10 protein-coding genes are annotated in these 14,603 nt (G+C 72.4%); 3 read left to right on the top strand and 7 right to left on the bottom strand.

Features of this window, described 5'->3' with window-relative positions; all coding sequences use genetic code 11:
• Positions 1 to 116 precede the first annotated feature (116 nt).
• Genes ACFXHB_RS41800 through ACFXHB_RS41780 form a run of 5 tightly spaced genes read right to left on the bottom strand, consistent with a single transcriptional unit; the run spans position 117 to position 6,135 of the window.
• Positions 117 to 1,136: a LacI family DNA-binding transcriptional regulator gene (locus ACFXHB_RS41800; RefSeq protein WP_380581953.1), complete on the bottom strand. Its 1,020-nt coding sequence runs from the start codon at positions 1,134 to 1,136 to the stop codon at positions 117 to 119.
• Positions 1,137 to 1,161: 25 nt separating this feature from the next.
• A complete protein-coding gene (locus tag ACFXHB_RS41795) occupies positions 1,162 to 2,862 on the bottom strand; it encodes a glycoside hydrolase family 13 protein (protein WP_380581951.1) in 1,701 nt (566 codons plus the stop codon).
• Between the two features lie 33 nt (positions 2,863 to 2,895).
• Positions 2,896 to 3,801 carry a sugar ABC transporter permease gene (locus ACFXHB_RS41790; protein ID WP_380581949.1) on the bottom strand — a complete coding sequence of 302 codons (906 nt, stop codon included), beginning with the start codon at positions 3,799 to 3,801 and terminating at the stop codon, positions 2,896 to 2,898.
• Between the two features lie 43 nt (positions 3,802 to 3,844).
• Positions 3,845 to 4,849, bottom strand: a complete 1,005-nt coding sequence (locus tag ACFXHB_RS41785; protein ID WP_380581947.1) for a carbohydrate ABC transporter permease — start codon at positions 4,847 to 4,849, stop codon at positions 3,845 to 3,847.
• The gene (locus ACFXHB_RS41780) at positions 4,783 to 6,135 is read right to left on the bottom strand and encodes an extracellular solute-binding protein (protein ID WP_380581945.1); all 1,353 of its coding nucleotides are present in this window, start codon (positions 6,133 to 6,135) and stop codon (positions 4,783 to 4,785) included. The genes ACFXHB_RS41785 and ACFXHB_RS41780 overlap by 67 nt, the downstream gene beginning before the upstream one ends.
• A gap of 308 nt (positions 6,136 to 6,443) precedes the next feature.
• Here ACFXHB_RS41780 and ACFXHB_RS41775 point away from each other — a divergent pair, with 308 nt between their 5' ends.
• Positions 6,444 to 6,950, top strand: a complete 507-nt coding sequence (locus ACFXHB_RS41775) for a GNAT family N-acetyltransferase (protein ID WP_380581943.1) — start codon at positions 6,444 to 6,446, stop codon at positions 6,948 to 6,950.
• A 153-nt stretch (positions 6,951 to 7,103) separates the two neighbouring features.
• Here the strand turns inward: ACFXHB_RS41775 and ACFXHB_RS41770 are convergent, their stop codons facing one another.
• Together ACFXHB_RS41770 and ACFXHB_RS41765 are read right to left on the bottom strand one after the other, a co-directional pair.
• Positions 7,104 to 8,186, bottom strand: a complete 1,083-nt coding sequence (locus tag ACFXHB_RS41770) for an aldose epimerase family protein (RefSeq protein ID WP_380581941.1) — start codon at positions 8,184 to 8,186, stop codon at positions 7,104 to 7,106.
• Positions 8,187 to 8,461: 275 nt separating this feature from the next.
• Positions 8,462 to 11,452 carry an ATP-binding protein gene (locus ACFXHB_RS41765; protein WP_380581938.1) on the bottom strand — a complete coding sequence of 997 codons (2,991 nt, stop codon included), beginning with the start codon at positions 11,450 to 11,452 and terminating at the stop codon, positions 8,462 to 8,464.
• A gap of 291 nt (positions 11,453 to 11,743) precedes the next feature.
• On the opposite strand from ACFXHB_RS41765, the gene ACFXHB_RS41760 reads away from it, so the two are divergent.
• Entirely contained in the window at positions 11,744 to 12,691 is a 948-nt protein-coding gene (locus ACFXHB_RS41760; RefSeq protein ID WP_380581936.1) for a terpene cyclase, read from the top strand.
• Between the two features lie 308 nt (positions 12,692 to 12,999).
• Positions 13,000 to 14,523: an aldehyde dehydrogenase family protein gene (locus ACFXHB_RS41755; protein ID WP_380581934.1), complete on the top strand. Its 1,524-nt coding sequence runs from the start codon at positions 13,000 to 13,002 to the stop codon at positions 14,521 to 14,523.
• The last annotated feature ends 80 nt before the right edge of the window (positions 14,524 to 14,603 follow it).

Below are 14,603 nucleotides of genomic sequence, written 5' to 3'. Positions count from 1 at the left end.
ACGCCGCCGACGGGCAGCCGGCGGCCGACCGGCGCCCCACCGCGCAGGTGGGGTGTGGACGGAGGCCGGGGGGCCCCGTAGAGGGACGCGCTCTCCGGGGCCCCGCGGCGGTCGTCTCAGCGGGCGCGGGCGCCCGTGGAACCGCGCATCACCAGCTCCGGCTGGAACATGAACTCGCCGCGCTGGGCGGCGTTCGCGCCCACCTCCTCCAGCAGCGCGTCGACGGCGGCGGTGGCCATCGCCTCGACCGGCTGGCGGATGGTGGTCAGCGGCGGCTCGGTGAAAGCTATCAGCGGCGAGTCGTCGAAGCCGACCACCGAGACGTCCTGCGGGACGGACAGGCCCCGTTGGCGCACCGCGCGGATCGCGCCGAGCGCCATCATGTCGCTGCCGCAGACGATCGCCGTACAGCCCTTGTCCAGCAGGGCGCCGGCCGCCGCGTGCCCGCCCTCCACGCTGAACAGCGTGTGGTGGACGAGCTCCCGGGCCTGCTCCTCGGTCCGGCCGAGCACCTCGCGCATGGCCGCCGTGAAGCCCTCGATCTTGCGCAGCACCGGGACGTACCGCTTCTGCCCGACCGCGAGACCGATCCGCTCGTGGCCGAGCTCGGCCAGGTGCTGGACGGCCATCCACATCGCGGCCCGGTCGTCCGGCGAGATGAACGGCGCGTCGATCTTCTCGCTGAAGCCGTTGATCAGGACGAACGGCACCTGCCGGCCGGTCAGCCGGGCGTACCGGTCGTGGTCGGCGGTGGTGTCGGCGTGCAGACCGGAGACGAAGACGATGCCCGCCACGCCCCGGTCGACCAGCATCTCCACCAGTTCGTCCTCGGTGGAACCGCCGGGCGTCTGGGTGCAGAGCACCGGCGTGTAGCCGTGCCGGCTCAGCACCTGCTCGATCACCTGGGCCAGCGCCGGGAAGATCGGGTTGCTCAGTTCCGGGGTGATCAGCCCGATCAGTCCCGCACTGCGCTGGCGCAGCCGGGTCGGCCGCTCGTAGCCGAGCACGTCCAGCGCCGCCAGCACGATCTGCCGGGTGGCGGCGGAGACGTTCGCCTTGCCGTTGAGTACGCGGGAGACGGTGGCTTCGCTGACCCCCGCCTGCGCCGCGATGTCTGAGAGTCGCGCCGTAGTCACGGTCCCAGAGCCTATTGCAACCACGTCAGACCGCCCACCAGTCGGTGCTGTCCGGAGCGAGCACCGTCTCGCCGCCGTCCACCGAGGCGTCCGCCGAGGAGAGCAGCAGCCGGCCGGGCGCGGCTATCCGAACCGGCTCGGCGGTGGCGTTCACGGTGCACACGAAGGAGCCGCGGCGCAGGACCAGGGTGCCCTCGGGGCTGTCCAGCCACTCGACCTCGGTGCCGGCGTCCGGCCCGAGCCGCTCCCGGCGGACGGCCAGCGCGCTGCGGTACAGCTCCAGGGTCGACGTCGGGTCACCGGTCTGCGCCTCGACGCTGAGCCCGGCCCACTCGGCGGGCTGCGGCAGCCAGCTGGGACCGCCGGCGGTCGGGCCGAAGCCGTACGGGGCCTCGGCACCGGACCACGGGATCGGCACCCGGCAGCCGTCGCGGTAGCCGTCCTGGCCGGCCTTGCGGAAGAAGGACGGGTCCTGGCGGACCTCGTCGGGCAGGTCGGTGACGTCCGGCAGGCCGAGCTCCTCGCCCTGGTAGAGGTACGCGGAGCCGGGCAGCGCGAGCATCAGCAGGGTGGCGGCGCGGGCCCGGCGCAGGCCGAGCTCCCGGTCGCCGGGGGTGCGGATCTGGGTGCCCAGGCCCGGCGGGTTGGCGAAGCGGGTGGCGTGCCGGGTGACGTCGTGGTTCGAGAGCACCCAGGTGGCGGGGGCGTCGACCGGGCGCATCGAGTCGAGCGAGAGGTCGATCACCGCGCGCAGCTCGGCGGCGTCCCAGGAGGTGCCCAGGTACTGGAAGTTGAACGCCTGGTGCAGCTCGTCGGGGCGGACGTAGTTGGCGGTGCGCTCGACGGTCGGGGTCCACGCTTCGGCGACCCCGATCCGCTGCCCGGGGTACTCGTCGAGGATCTTCCGCCAGCTGCGGTAGATCTCGTGCACGCCGTCCTGGTCGAAGAACGGCATGACGTCGTTGCCGAGCAGCTTGAGCTGGTCGCCGCCGCCGATGTCGGGCAGGCCGGGGGCCTTGACCAGGCCGTGGGCGACGTCGATCCGGAAGCCGTCGACGCCCATGTCCAGCCAGAACCGCAGGATCGAGCGGAACTCGTCGGCGACGGCCCGGTTCTCCCAGTTGAAGTCGGGCTGCTCGGGGGCGAACAGGTGCAGGTACCAGTCGCCGGGGGTGCCGTCCGGGTTCCCGATCCGGGTCCAGGCCGGGCCACCGAAGATGGACTCCCAGTCGTTGGGCGGCAGTTCGCCGTTCTCGCCCTTGCCGGGGCGGAAGTGGTAGCGCTCGCGCAGCGGGGAGGCCGGGCCCTCGCGCAGCGCGCGCTGGAACCACTCGTGCCGGTCGGAGGAGTGGTTGGGAACGAGGTCCACGATGATCCGCAGGCCCAGCCCGTGCGCGTCGCGGATCAGCGCGTCGGCGTCCAGCAGGGTGCCGAACATCGGGTCCACCGCGCGGTAGTCGGCCACGTCGTAGCCGGCGTCCGCCTGCGGGGAGGCGTAGAACGGTGAGAGCCAGACGGCGTCCACGCCGAGGTCGCGCAGGTAGGGCAGGCGGCTGCGGATGCCCGGCAGGTCACCCATGCCGTCACCGTTGGCGTCGGCGAAACTGCGCGGGTACACCTGGTAGATGACCGCGTCCCGCCACCAGCCTCTGGACGCGCCGGTGCTTGCCTCGTGGGCGGTGGCGTCGGCGGCGGGCCGGGAGGTGTCGGCCAGGTTCTGGGTCATGGACGGTATCCCTTGGGACTAGAGAGCGGCAGGTCAGGACTTGGAGGCACCGGCGGTCAGGCCGGTGACCAGGTGACGCTGCACCAGGTAGAAGAGGACCGAGGACGGGATCGCGATCAGGACCGCGGTCGCCGCCATCAGGTTCCACTGGGCGTCGTGCTCGCTGACGAAGGTCTGCAGGCCGACGGCCAGGGTGTACTTGTCGGAGCTGAGCATGAAGGTGGAGGCGAAGGCCACCTCGGCCCAGGCGGTCAGGAAGGAGTAGAACGCGGCCACCGCCAGGCCCGGCCGGGCGAGCGGCAGGACCAGCCGCCAGAAGGTGCCGATCGGGGTGAGCCCGTCGACCCGGCCGGCCTCGTCGATCTCCACCGGGATGGTGTCGAAGTAGCCCTTCAGCAGCCAGGCGCAGTACGGCACGGTGGTGGTCGAGTAGACCAGGATCAGCCCGAGGTAGCTGTCCAGCAGGCCGAGCCGGGAGAGGATCGTGTACATCGGCACGATCAGGACCGCGATCGGGAACATCTGGGTGACCAGCAGCGACCACATCAGCGGCTTGTGCCCGGGGAAGCGCATCCGGGAGACGGCGTAGCCGGTGGTGGCGGCGATCAGCACGCCGAACACCGTGGTCACGCCGGAGACCAGGAACGCGTTGCCGAACCAGGTGAAGAAGTCGGTGTCGAACAGCACCGTGTGGTAGTTCGACAGCGTCATCTTGTCGAAGATCTCGCCGGGGTGGAGGTAGTCGGTCTTGTCCGGGCCGAGCGAGACGTAGAGGATCCAGACCACCGGGAACAGCGCGATCAGGCTGGCCAGGATCAGGGCGCCGTGGGCCAGCGCCTTGCCGAGCGGCCCGGACTCGCCGCGGCGACGGGCCTTGACCGGCTTGGCGGCGGCCACCGGGGTGGCGAGGACGGTGGGGCGTTCGGTGGTGGTGCTCATCGGGGGTACCTGCCTTCGTGGGTTGCTCGGTTACCGGGCGGCGTCAGCCGTTGGCCTGCTCGTTGCGGGCGAGCCAGCGCCGGTAGAAGGAGGTGAAGACGATGAGGATCGACAGCAGGATCACGCCGTACGCGGCGGACTGCGCGTAGTCCCGGGGCTGCTGGCCGAAGCCGAGCCGGTAGGCCCAGGTGACCAGCAACTGGGCGTCGGGCGCGCCGTTGGCCCCGAACAGCAGGAAGATGACGGCGAACTGGTTGAACGTCCAGATCACGCCGAGCAGCACCACGGTCGAGGAGACGGTGCGCAGCCCGGGCAGGGTGACGTGGCGGAACCGCTGCCAGGCGGTGGCGCCGTCCATCTCGGCGGCCTCGTACAGCTCGGCCGGGATCGACTGCAGACCGCCGAGCAGCGAGATCATCATGAACGGCACCCCGACCCAGGTGTTGACCAGGATCGCGGCCGCCTTCTGCGCCAGCGGGTCGTCCAGCCAGCCGGGTTCGGGCAGGTGCAGGGCGGAGAGCAGGCCGTTGACGGCGCCGCCGTCGGCGAGCATCAGGCGCCAGGAGAACACGGTGACGAAGGTCGGCACGGCCCAGGGCAGGATGAGCAGCATCCGGTAGACGGCACGGCCGCGCAGCTTCTGGTTGAGCAGCAGGGCGAGACCGAGGCCGATGGTGTAGTGCAGGCAGACGCAGAGCGCCGTCCAGGCGATGGTCCAGACGAAGTGCGACCAGAAGCGGTCGTAGGAGCCCGGACCCCAGAGGATGTCGGCGTAGTTGTCGAAGCCGACGAAGTGGTAGCTGGCCGGGATCTCGTTGACGCCGATGGTGCGGGCGGAGTTGAGGCTGTTGGCGTCGGTGAGGGTGAGCCAGATGCCCTCGGCGAGCGGGTACAGCACCAGTCCGCCCAGCACCAGGACGACCGGCGCGATCATCGCGTAGGCGTACCAGTGCTTGGCGTACGAGCGCTTGAGCCGCTCCATCAGGCCCGGACGCGGATCGCGCTCCCGGCTGCCCTGGCCGGTGGCGCCCTGCACGGCGACTGACATTGTTCGACACCTTCTCGGAGGAGGTCCGCCGCCTCGCTTCGGCGACTGCTGCTACGGGTCTGGCCGTCCTGGGTGCCGGTGCCCTGGACCACCTTGCCGAGGTTGGTGCCGAGCGAGGCGAACAGCGAGCTGTACTCCGGCAGTTCGGGGCGCGGCTTGGCGCTGGTGAGCACGGCCTGGAAGCCGGCGATGCCGGGGTCGGCCTTGACCTCGGGGGTGAAGGCGTCGGCGCGGGTCGGCAGGGTGGAGTTCTTCTGCGCGATGAAGGCCTGGCTCTCGGCCGAGGTCATGAAGGCGGCGAACTTCTCGGCGGCGGCCTTGTGGGCCTTGTCGGCGCCCGCGTAGACGGAGATGTTGTGGCCGCCGGTGGGGGCGCCGGCCTTGCCGGCGGAGCCGGCCGGGACGGGGGCGATGCCGAGGTTGGTCTTGTCGGCGAACGCGGAGCCCTTGTAGATGTTGGTGATCTCCCAGGGGCCCTGGATGATCGCCGCGACCTTGCCGCTGTTGAAGGCGTCCATCATGTGCGCGTAGGCGTCGGTGGTGACGTCGGCCTTGGCGGTGCCGGGCGCGGTGAACAGCGACTTGTAGGTCTCGATGGCCTTGACGGCCTCGGGCGAGGCGACGGTGATCTTCTTGCCGGCGGCGTCGACGGTGTCGGTGCCCTCGCCGAACAGGAACGGCATCGCGTAGTAGCCGTCGGCGGCCTTCAGCCAGAAGCCGTCCACGCCGGCCTTCTCCTTGACGGCGGCGGCGGCGGTCTTCAGCTCGTCCCAGGTCTTCGGCGCGGCGGTGATGCCGGCCTTGGTGAAGAGCTCCTTGTTGTAGAGCAGGCCCAGGGTGTCGGTGACCAGCGGGACGCCGTAGATCTTGCCCTCGTACTTGGCCTGCTGGATCAGGGTGGGCTGGAAGGCCGCGGAGTCGGCGGCGGCCGGGGTGCCGTCGAGCGGCTCCAGGTAGCCGGCCTTCGCGAAGGCGGCGGTCCAGCCGACCTCGGAGCGGAACACGTCCGGAGCGCCCTTGGCCCCCATGGCGGTCTGGAGCTTGTTCTGCGCCTGGTCGAACGGCACGTTGACGAAGTCGACCTTGACGTTCGGGTTGGCGGCCTCGAACTTCTTGGCGAGCTCCTGGTAGTTCGGCGCCTCGTTGGTCGCGTTCGACGTGTCCCAGTAGGTGAGGGTGACCGGCCCGTCGGCCTTGCCGTCCGAACTGGAGCCGCCGCTGCCACAGGCAGCCATCGAGACCGCGAGGGCCACAACGAGGGCAGAGGCCGCGATGCCACGCCGCATGAGAACTCCTTGGGAGGGTGGGGGTGCCCGAGATGTTGCGAGACAGGCGCATAATGGCTGCCTCGTGCCGACCGCACCGTTGCTGCCGTCGGGCTCGGGAAGGAAGTTAACAGCGGCGCAATCATCACCGAAAGACCTTGCAGCAAGTTTCTGCAAGAATCGCCGATCGTTACGCCCATGTGTCCTGGACGTGGCCGCACGGTAGTTGACAGTGAAAGATCCTGTCGCGGTTTGTCCGTTTCGCCCCACTGTTCGACCGGGCAGAAAATACGCTGGGTTGCGGCAAGCCCTTGCAGCAGACTGGGCGGATGCTGATCAGAGCCGCCACGAGAGACGAACTGCCCCTGCTGTGCGCACTCGAACGGGCCGCCGGGGCACCGTTCGCCACCATCGGGATGCCGGAGATCGCCGAGGACGAGCCGCCCGCCCCGGCGGAGCTCGCCCGCTACCTGGACGAGGGCGTCGCCCTGGTGGCGCCGGGCGCCGGGGGTACGCCCGTCGCCTACCTGCTGGCCGAACCGGTGGACGGCGCGCTGCACATCGAACAGGTCTCGGTCCACCCCGGCCACGCCCGCCGGGGAATCGGCCGGGCGTTGATCGAGCACCTGGCGGCGGGCACCGACGCGCCCGCGCTGACCCTCACCACGTTCACCGACGTGCCCTGGAACGCCCCCTACTACGCCCGCTGCGGCTTCCGGCCGCTCGCCGACGGCGAGGTCACCCCCGGCCTGCGGGAGATCCGCCGCCGGGAGGCCGAGCACGGCCTGGACCGCTGGCCCCGGCTCTGCATGCGCCGGGACCTCCCGGCCCGCTGACCCGCCCGCTGACGGCCCGGACCGGACGGGCCCGGACCGGCCCGCTCACCGGGCGGGCCGGGCTCGCGCCGGGCCGGCTCGGCCCACGCCGAGGCGGTCCGGCTCAGCTCACACCGAGGCGGTCCGGCTCAGCTCACACCGAGGCGGTCCGGCTCAGCTCACACCGAGGCGCAGCACCGTGGTCGAGCGGAACTCCTCCCCCGGCCGCAGCTCGGTGCTGGGGAAGTCCGGGTGGTGCGGGGAGTCCGGGAAGTGCTGGGTCTCCAGCGCGATCCCGGCGAACGGCCCGTAGGGGACGCCGCTCGCACCGGTCACCGCGCCCTGGAACTTGTTGGCCGTGTAGACCTGGAGACCGGGTTCGGTGGTCAGTACCTCCAGCGTGCGGCCGCTGACCGGCTCCTCCAGCAGCGCGGCCCGCGCCGGGGTGCCGTCGGCCGGACGCGGGCGGAGCACCCAGTTGTGGTCGTAGCCGCCGGGCCCGGCCAGCTGGGGGTGCTCGTCGTGCACCGACTTGCCGATCGGCCGGGCCGCGGTGAAGTCGAACGGGGTGCCGGTCACCGGCTCGATCCGGCCGGTGGGGATCTGGCGCCCGTCGGCCGGGGTGTAGGCGTCGGCGTCGAGGGTGAGCAGATGGCCGAGGACGTCCCCGTTGCCCTCGCCGGCGAGGTTGAAGTACGCGTGGTTGGTCAGGTTGATCACGGTCGCCGCGCCGGTGACGGCGCGGTAGTCGATCGTCAGCTCGCCGACGGGGCTCAGCGTGTACGCGACGGTGACGTCGAGCGCGCCGGGGAACCCCTGGTCGCCGTCGGGGCTGTGCAGGTGCAGCCGGACGCCGGCGGGCAACTGTTCGGCCTCCCACATCCGGTGCGCGAAGCCGTCCGGACCGCCGTGCAGGGTCACGCCGCCGCCGGTCGGGGCGAGCGGGTGCTCCTCACCGTCGACGGTGACCCGGCTGCCGTCGACCCGGTTCGCGTAGCGGCCCACGACGGTGCCGTAGTGCCGGGCCGGGCCGAGGATCTCGGCCAGCCGGTCGGAGGAGAGCAGCAGTTGCGCGGACCGGCCCGCCCGGTCCGGGGCGCTCAGGGTGTGCAGGGTGGCGCCGAGGGTGAGCACGCTCGCCTCGTACGAGCCGGCCCGCAGGGTCCAGCGCTCGATCGCGGCGCCGGCGCCCGAGGGTTCGAGGGGTTCGCGCCGCACACTGGTCGGCTGCGAGCCGTTCGCCGGGGGCGTCGCCATGGCCTACTCCTCACTGGCGGCCGCGGCATGCCGCGGCCCCTGGTACCGGGTCCGTCCGGGGCCCGCAGCCCCGTGGGCCAGCCTAGTCAGCGGGGCAGCGGCGGGGGCGCTCATGCCGCTCCCGCGCGCCGTCGCCCCGCCACCGTCCGCCGGGCGTTCCGACCTGCCCGGGTCGGGCGCACGGGCTCGGCACCCGGCCCGACGCGCCCCGCCCGCCGCAGCGGGCCTGACGCAGCGGGCCTGACGCAGCGGGCCCGGGCGGTCGGCGCCGCCCGCTAGTCCACCGTGCCGTCCCGCTGCTCGGGCGGCATGCCGAGGGCCGAGGCCAGGCCGTCCGGGCCGCTGCCCGCCTTGCGGTAGACGGCCGCCAACCGGCGGTTGACCAGGCTCAGGTGGACGCCCAGCTCCTCGGCGATCCGCTGCGGCGGCACCCCGCGGACGGCGAGCCGGGCGACGTCCCACTCGGGCTGGCTGAGCATCTCCCGGACGTCCCCCAGCCGGTTGGGCCGGAGGCCGTAGTTGGCCAGCTCACGGCGGGCCTGCTCGACCAGTCCGTCGGCGGCGCAGTGCTGGGCCAGTTCGATGCCCTGGTGTAGGTACTCCTGGGCGTCCTCCAGCCGGCCGACCCGGCGCAGCGCGGCACCGAGATCCACCAGGGCGACGGCGTGCTCGTACCCGGCGGGCGACTGGCCGAGGTGGCGCACGGCCTGCTCCAGCAGCTCCACCGCCTGCTGGCCGTCCTCGATCTGGGCGTGCAGCCGCAGCGCGGTGCCGATCGCCGAGGCCGTCCCGAACCGGCGGGCGTCGCGGACGGACCGCTCCGCGTACCCGCGGGCGCGTTCGGGCTCGTCCTCCGCGAGCGCGATGGCGAGGTGCCCGGCCCAGGGCGCCCAGACCGTGTTGTGCCAGCCCCGCGCGTTCAGCTGGGCGCCCGCCTCGGTGAGCGCGGCGGCCGCTCCGGCGGGCCGGCCCACCGCGAGCAGCAGCTTGCCGTAGAGCGAGGGCGCGTCCGGCAGCACCATGGCGGTGGCGTGGTAGGGCGGGTTGAAGCCGAAGCCGATCGCGAGGTCCCACGCCTCGTCGGTGCGCCCGCGGGCGAGCAGGGTGTCGACCAGCACGCCGACCGCGTCCCAGGCGAGTGGCAGCTTGGAGCCGATCCGCTCGGAGAGCCGCAGCGAACGGCGCAGGAAGTCCTCCGCCTCGGCGAGCAGGCCCCGGCGGAACCGGGCCAGACCCATCAGGAAGTACGCGAAGCCGCGGTGGGCGCCGCTCCAGCCGGCCACCTCGAACTGGACGATGGCATCGCCGAACAGCCGCTCGGCCTGGGCGATGCGGTCGTTGTAGGTGTAGGCGAGACCGAGCGTGCCGGGCAGTTCGAAGCCCCAGGTGTTGTCGGTCCAGCCGAGGCCCTTGGGCAGCCGGCCGTGGTCCAGCACCTCGTCCGCGTGCCGCAGCGCCTCGGCGGAGGCCTCCCCGCGCAGGGTGAGGTCCCAGGCGCGCATCGCGAGGACGGCCCGGTCGGCGGCGCCGCGGCCGGTGAGGCTGCCGCAGAGCGCGCCCAGCCGCTCGGAGCGGGCCGGTCCGTTCTCCTCGGACTTGCGGTAGGCGTGCCACATGAAGGAGGCGGCCTCCAGGCGGAGCTTGCCCGCCGGGTCGCCGGAGGTCCGCTCCGCCTCGTCCTGGCAGACCTGCGCGGCCGCGCCGAGTTCACCGCTGTGGGCGAGGACCTCGGAGAGCCGGAAGGTGGCGTCCACCCGCAGCGCGGGGCGCAGCGGGCCCTCCTCGGGGTCGAGCGCGAGCCGCAGCTGGTTGACGGTGGCGACGGGGTCGGTCAGCAGGGCGGAGCAGCCGAGCTCGTAGAGCACCTCGGCGCGGTCCTCGTCGTCCGGCGGCTCGGCGAGGGCGCGGTGCAGACAACGCTGGGCGGCCTCGGGCGCGCCGATCAGCAGGTGTTCCTGGGCGGCCCGGCGCAGCTTGCGGACGGTGCGGTCGTCGCCCTCGCCGGGGAAGGTCTCGACCAGGTGGCGGGAGGCGGCGAGCAGGCCGAGTCCGGCGTTCTCGATCTCGGCGGCGGCCACGCCGTGCATGCCGGTGCGGGTGGACTCGGGCATGGTGTTGTAGATCGAGCTGCCGATCAGCGGGTGGACGAACTCCAGGTTCCCGTTGGGCGTCTGGGTGAGGACGCGCTGGCGGCGCAGTTGCTTGATGGACTCGCGGGAGCCCTCGGCGCTCTGGGTGGAGATCCGGGCGGCGAGGTCGGGCCGGATGTCGGTGCCGAGCATCGCGGCGGCCCAGGCGAAGCGCAGGGTGGTGGCGCCGAGCCGGTCCAGCCAGCTCTTGAGGGTCATCTCGTTGGCGTCGACGGCGAGTTCGCGCAACTGCTGGGAGTTCTCCTCGACCGGGTCGAGTTCCTGGTCGCGGACCTGGTCGAGCAGGGCGACGGCCTCGTAGGGATTGCCGTTGACGACGTTCCAGAACTCGTAGCAGAAGGAGTCCTCGGCCTTCGCCCCGAACTCGGCACGGATCATGTCGGTGACGGAGACCAGCGAGAGCCGGCTGAGCTCGTGCCGGCGGGTGGCGAGGCCGGTGACGGCGGTCCGCTGGTCCTGTGCCTCGGGCTGCCAGTCGGCGGCGTCCTCCCGGTAGGCGAAGACCAGCAGGACGGGCAGTTCACGGGCCCGGACGGCGAACTGGGTGAGCCAGCCGAGCGATTCGAGGTCGGCCCAGTGCAGGTCGTCGACGATCATCACCAGCGGGGCACGGCGCGGGGCGAGCTGGGTGAGGACGTAGTCGAGGCCGTCGCGCACGCCCTGCGGGTCGAGGCGCCGGGCCCCGGTCTTCGGCTGCTTGAGGCCCATGGCCGGTCCGACCACCTCCTCCCAGGTGCCCATCACCTGTCGGAACACCTCGGGGTCGAGAGCACCGAGGACGGGCTGGAGCAGCTGGCGCAGCACGTGGTACGGCTCGTTCAACTGGCGCTCGCCGCCGCGGGCGAAGAGCACCGTGGCACCCTCGCGGAGCTTGGCGAGCCGACGGACCTCGTGGAGCAGGCTGGTCTTGCCGATGCCGGGCCGGCCGGAGAACGCGAGCAGCTCGCCGATCTCGGTGCCGCCGGCGGCGAACTCACGACAGAGCTTCTCCACCGCGGCCTCGGCCGAGCGGAGTTCGGCGTCACGGTCGCGCAGCCTGACCCGGGGTGACAGAGCGTCCGTCTCCCGCCCTCCGGCGACCGCCCCCGCCCGAAGTTCGTGTCCCTGCTCGGTCACCGTCGTGCCTCCGCCTCGCCGTTCCCTGCCCGTGGAGCCGAGATTAGCGCCGCCGGGGGCGCACTGCGTGGCATTCGCGCAGGCTGGGGCGGAGATTGAGGGTTCGGACCGCTTGCCAAGGGCAATTGCCCTATATCCCTAACGTCCGATCATTGCATCAGATACTCTACGGCATTCCCCTCAAGTTGATCATGCGATGGGCCACCCCTGTGCAAACCCACCGCATCAACTCCCCCACAATCAGCACGAGTACACCAGTGCCCCCACATCCTCCGCCGCACCGGGAGTCCGATGTCTGACGACACCTCACTTCAGATCCCGTTCCCGCACCGCCGCAGTCCGCACGGCCCGCAGGCCACCGAACGGCACCGGGCCTGGCTGACCCGGCACCCGCTGCTCCCCGACCCGGCGCACCCCTCCTACGCCCACTGGGACGTGGTCGACCTCGCCGCCCTCGGCTACCCCGACGCCGGGCCGGACGAACTCACCCTGGCCGCCGACCTGATGGGCTTCTACTTCCTGTTCGACGACCAGTTCGACGGACCGCTGGGCCGCCGCCCCACCGAGGTCGCCCCGATCTGCGAGCGGCTGATCGCCGTACTGCACGGCGCCCGCCCCGACGCCTCCTCCCCCGTCGAGACGGCGTTCGCCGACCTCTGGGACCGCAGCGCGCGCGGCATGCCCGCCCGCTGGCAGGCCCGCGCGGCCTACAACTGGGAGTGGTACCTGGCCAGTCACCCGGCCGAGGCCGCCGGGCGGATCTCGGCGCGCCCGCCGGACCGCGACGGCTACCTGGTGCTCAGGCGGGGCACCGCCGCGATGGAGACGATCTTCGACATGGTGGAGCGGCTCGGCAACTTCGAAGTGCCGGCCGCCGTCCTCCACCACCCGGTCCTGCGTCAGCTGCGCCAGCTCGCCGCCGACATACCTTCCCTCAGCAACGACGTCCGGTCGTTCCCGCTGGAGGCCCCGCGCGGCGACGTCAACAACCTGGTGATGATCGTCCAGCGGGAGCGCCGCTGCTCGGCCGAGGAGGCCTGCGCCGTGGTGATGGCGGAGGCCCAGCTGATGGTCGAGCGCTGCCGGGGGCTGCACCGGCAACTCCCCGACGTCTTCCGGGAGCTGGGCCTGTCCCGGGTGGAGCGGGCGATCGCCGGGCGGTACGCCGACGGCCTCGTCACCTGGCTGGCCGGCTACCTCAGCTGGGAGTCGCGCACCGGCCGGTACCTCTCCGCCTGAGCCGGACCGCGCCGCCGGACCGGTCCCGCAGGGGCCGGTCCGGCGGCCCGCGGGGCCCGGCCGGGGGGTGGAAATCGGCCGGAACGCGCACCCTCCGTCGATGACTGCGGCACCGACGGTAGCCGCGGCCGCCGGGCCCGGCTAGGGTGCCAGGGCGCGGTCCGACACACCCGCGGCGGGCGCCCCGGCGGCGCCCCGCCCGCGCGTACGGCCGCGCCCTCCGCCGGGCCGCCGGTCCGCGGCCCGGCGCGCCGTCCCGACCCGTGGGCCGGGCGGCGCCCCCGACAGCGCGAGGAGGCACCCAGCACATGACGGTCTACCAGCCCCCGGGACAGCCCGGCAGCATCGTTTCCTTCCGTCCCCGCTACGAGCACTGGATCGGCGGCCGGTGGACGCCGCCGGTGCGCGGCGAGTACTTCGAGAACCCCAGCCCGGTCACCGGCGAGGTCTTCACCGAGATCGCCCGCGGCACCGCCGAGGACATCGAGGCCGCGCTCGACGCCGCCCACGCCGCCGCCCCGGCCTGGGGCCGTACCGCACCCGCCGAACGCGCCCAGGTGCTGCTGCGGATAGCCGACCGGATCGCCGAGCACCTGGAGGAGCTGGCGGTCGCGGAGAGCTGGGACAACGGGAAGCCGGTGCGCGAGACGCTGGCCGCCGACCTGCCGCTGGCCGTCGACCACCTGCGGTACTTCGCCGGTGCGCTGCGGGCCCAGGAGGGCGGCCTGTCGCAGATCGACGAGGACACCGTGGCGTACCACTTCCACGAACCGCTGGGCGTGGTCGGCCAGATCATCCCGTGGAACTTCCCGATCCTGATGGCGGTCTGGAAGCTCGCCCCCGCGCTGGCGGGCGGCAACGCCGTGGTGCTCAAGCCCGCCGAACAGACCCCGGCGTCGGTCCTGCTGCTGGCCGAACTGACCGCGGACCTGCTGCCCCCCGGCGTGTTCAACGTGGTCAACGGCTACGGCCTGGAGGCCGGCCGGCCGCTGGCCTCCAGCAACCGGATCCGCAAGATCGCCTTCACCGGCGAGACCGGCACCGGCCGGCTCATCGCCCAGTACGCCAGCGGCAATCTGATCCCGGTCTCGCTGGAGCTCGGCGGCAAGAGCCCCAACCTGTTCTTCGCCGACGTCGCGGCCGAGCAGGACGCCTTCTACGACAAGGCGCTGGAGGGCTTCGCGATGTTCGCCCTCAACCAGGGCGAGGTCTGCACCTGCCCGAGCCGGGCCCTGATCCAGGCCCCGGTCTACGACCGGCTGCTCGCCGACGGCCTGGAGCGGGTCCGGACCATCCGCCAGGGCAACCCGCTGGACACCGAGACCCAGGTCGGCGCCCAGGCCAGCGACGAACAGCTGAAGAAGATCCTCTCGTACATCGAGATCGGCCAGGCCGAGGGGGCCAAGGTGCTGACCGGCGGCGAACGGGCCGACCTCGGCGGGGCGCTGGCCGGCGGCTACTACGTGACGCCCACCGTCTTCGAGGGCGTCAACAGCATGCGGATCTTCCAGGAGGAGATCTTCGGCCCGGTCCTCGCGGTCACCCGCTTCGAGGACTTCGAGGACGGGATCGCCCAGGCCAACGACACCCTGTACGGGCTCGGCGCGGGCGTCTGGAGCCGGGACGGCAACACCGCCTACCGGGCCGGCCGGGCCATCCAGGCCGGGCGCGTCTGGACCAACTGCTACCACCTCTACCCCGCGCACGCGGCGTTCGGCGGCTACAAGAACTCCGGCATCGGCCGCGAGACCCACAAGGCGGTGCTGGAGCACTACCAGCAGACCAAGAACCTGCTGGTGAGCTACTCCCCCGACGCGCTCGGCTTCTTCTAGGGCGTGTTTGCAAAGTCGCGTCGGACCAGGCGGGACTTTGCAAACACGCCCCAGGGCGCGAGAACGGCGCCTGCCCCGGG

It is taken from the genome of Kitasatospora sp. NPDC059327 (assembly GCF_042752535.1).
GTDB lineage: Bacteria > Actinomycetota > Actinomycetes > Streptomycetales > Streptomycetaceae > Kitasatospora.
Note: the sequence above shows the minus strand (reverse complement) of the source record. Positions and strands in the feature narration are given on the sequence as shown.